Source organism: Paenibacillus sp. 01T422 (assembly GCF_056398785.1).
Window position 1 is genome coordinate 1 of the sequence record NZ_JBFTQB010000850.1, and the last position, 2,834, is coordinate 2,834.

Below are 2,834 nucleotides of genomic sequence, written 5' to 3' on the forward strand. Positions count from 1 at the left end.
CTTTTAGGAAACGCTAGAAAAGAAGCAAGCAATCTTCATACATAAGGAGAGATGAACGTGGAGAAACGAATGTTCGGCCGCACGGGGCAGCAATTTCCGCTGCTTAGCTTTGGCGCACAACGCATCGTAGACGAGCACAACTGTACGGAAGATGAGGCTATTGCGATCGTGAATCGCGCGATTGACGAAGGCATCACTTATTTCGATACGGCACCGAGTTATTCCAAAGGTCAATCGGAAGAGAGACTTGGCAAAGCGTTAGCACTGCATGGCCGCAGAAACGATGTCTGGATTGCGACCAAAACGAACGACCGCACGAGAGACGGTTCTATGAAGCTGCTTGAAGCGAGCCTGAAAAGGCTGCAAACGGACCATGTCGAAGAGTGGCGCTTGCACAATATTATGACGATGGAAGAGCTGGACAACTGTTTTGCCAAAGGCGGTGCTATGGAAGCGCTGCTTGAAGCAAAAGACCAAGGCTTGATCAAACATATCTCAATCAGCGGACACACGAACCCTCGCGTTCAGCTCGAAGCCATAGATCGATACCCGTTCGATAGTGCACTTGTGGCACTCTCGGCAGCTGACCACCTTGTGTACAGCTTCGCTCATGAGTTTCTGCCGAAAGCGAATGAGAAAGGCATTGCCGTGATCGGCATGAAAGTTATGGCACTTGGCAAGCTTGCTCCGTGGTACGAGAAGGCGCTGCAATATACGTTCTCTTTGCCGATATCCACAGCAATCGTCGGCATGGAATCGATGGAGCAGCTAGAACAAAATCTAGCCATCGCCAAAAGCTTTAAACCAATGACGGAACTCGAACAGCTCTCCTTCCTGAAGGAGATTATGCATCTGGCTAATCCGGATGTACTGCGCTGGAAATCAACCGACTGGGTGTCGGGGGAATGGTATGTTCGTTAAATAGGCGCATGAAAAAGGAGCTAAGCGKCTTGAATRCGCTTAGCTCCTTGGCTTTTGGCGTCAATTGCTGAGAGTGTCCCCGACTTACAGACTTATTTGGGTGCGATGGGAACTACAGGCCGCTATTTATGCCAAGTTGGCTGATTTCAAGATCGGGAGGGAACTGTGGGGTCTTATTTGCCATCAAAAGCCTACACGGAGTCCATTATTGTTTAATTAGAGGACTGTAGTTCCCGCTCGTTGGCAAAGTGCCGATTCCCAGTAAAATAGAGGATCGTAGTTCCCTTTCACGGACGAATGTATCCATTATATCGGAACATAATGCAGCAATGGCGATAGCCTCGTCTCGTTATTCAATAATTAACGCATAAACAATACCAGGGCCATGCACCCCAATGGTCAAATCGTTCTCGATATCGGCTGACCGACTCGGGCCTGATATAAAATGAATGCCTGCAGGCCGCTCGCCTAAGGCAAGCTCGTCAAAAGGCCGCAGCACCTCGCCAAGCTTCGTCCGAAGCTTCTCCACGGGGATGATCGCGATGAACGTCGTCGGGAGCAGACTAACGCTTCGGCCACGCGTAGCGTCAGACGTGACGACTAACGAGCCGGTGTAAGCTACCGCATGCTCGACAGCCACGATGCCGATATCTGCGCCAGCCGCCTTAGCGACCAGCTCATCTTTGGCCTCAGYGGTAGCGCCTTGCGCGTTCCACACGGTGATGTTCGTTTCCGTGTCAGCTGAGAGACTAGCGCGCAGCATTTCCAGCTCCGGCTGATCTTGTATGATCAGATTTTTCGCTTGCGTTTTAGCGATAAAATCAATAATGAAGGCTTGCGCTTCTGTCATACCTGACAGGCGATAGGTATGTCCGCCTGCTTTTTGCCAATTCGACATGAAGAGCTGAATACGCTCCTCCTGCGGAAGGTTGACGTCCTCCCAAAAAGCGGGAGCCCCCTTCATCGGATGTGCTGGAGCGCTCTGTAGCGGCTTCGCTCGACCCAGACGCGTCGAAATATTAGCAAAGAATGATTCCTGCTTCTTGAGAGCTTCTTCGTGCAATTGCTGCAGGAATGCCGGATCTGATTTAGCCATGATGATGCCCTCCTCCGCCGTTTGTGCGATCAGCCACTAGCTTCTCCATGCGCGCTTTCATGACAGCATCCAGCTCAGGGAACGTGCCTTCCAGCTCTTGCTCAATGTCCTTCCACGATTCACGGAATGTCTTCTTGGCCATACTTGGCGTATAACGATACGAGTTCCAGCCCTTAAGGGGGCCAATCCGTGCCTTAATATGGCCATCGCGGACAAGCAGCTTTTGCCCGATGCGACCAAGCTTAATGAGTGCCTTCACACGCTTGGCATCGGACATGAGGAAGTTAAAGCCTTTCATCCCGATTTTCTCAACAAAATCCGTGGAGCCTCGCTCAACTTTACGCTGGCGAAGATATACGAGCATATCGTGCAGCGGAATTTTGACCGGACAAGCCTCATAACAAGCTCCGCAGAGGCTGGAGGCGTTGGCGATGTCGTCCCACTGGTCGACATCTTTGTTCAAAGCTGGCGTCAGCACGGCGCCGATCGGGCCGCTGTATACGCCGCCATAAGCATGACCGCCGATATGGCGGTACACCGGGCAGGCGTTCAAGCAAGCACCGCAGCGAATACAGTTCAGCAATTCCTGGAACTCTGGATCTCCAAGCTGCAGGGAGCGTCCATTATCGAGGATGATGATATGCATCTCCTCAGGGCCATCGCCATCCTGCTGACGCTGCGGACCAGATATTACGGACATATAGACCGTTAGTTTCTGTCCAGTAGCTGAGCGAGGCAGCAGTGTCGCCATGACTTCGAGATCGTCCAGCGTAGGAATGATGCGCTCCATTCCCATGTATGTGATCTGCGTCTTAGG

The 2,834-nt window shown here is 51.9% G+C and carries 3 protein-coding genes; 1 reads left to right on the forward strand and 2 read right to left on the reverse strand.

All coding sequences use genetic code 11. The features are described 5' to 3' along the window. Nucleotides 1-57: 57 nt before the first annotated feature. Nucleotides 58-921, forward strand: a complete 864-nt coding sequence (locus AC1DUA_RS32370; RefSeq protein WP_477503644.1) for an aldo/keto reductase — start codon at nt 58-60, stop codon at nt 919-921. Nucleotides 922-1,270: 349 nt separating this feature from the next. Here the strand turns inward: AC1DUA_RS32370 and AC1DUA_RS32375 are convergent, their stop codons facing one another. Further along, nucleotides 1,271-2,017, reverse strand: a complete 747-nt coding sequence (locus AC1DUA_RS32375; RefSeq protein WP_477503645.1) for a LutC/YkgG family protein — start codon at nt 2,015-2,017, stop codon at nt 1,271-1,273. Then, nucleotides 2,010-2,834, reverse strand: an 825-nt coding sequence (locus AC1DUA_RS32380; protein WP_477503646.1) for a 4Fe-4S dicluster domain-containing protein, incomplete at its 5' end; no start/stop codon positions are given. The genes AC1DUA_RS32380 and AC1DUA_RS32375, both read right to left, overlap by 8 nt.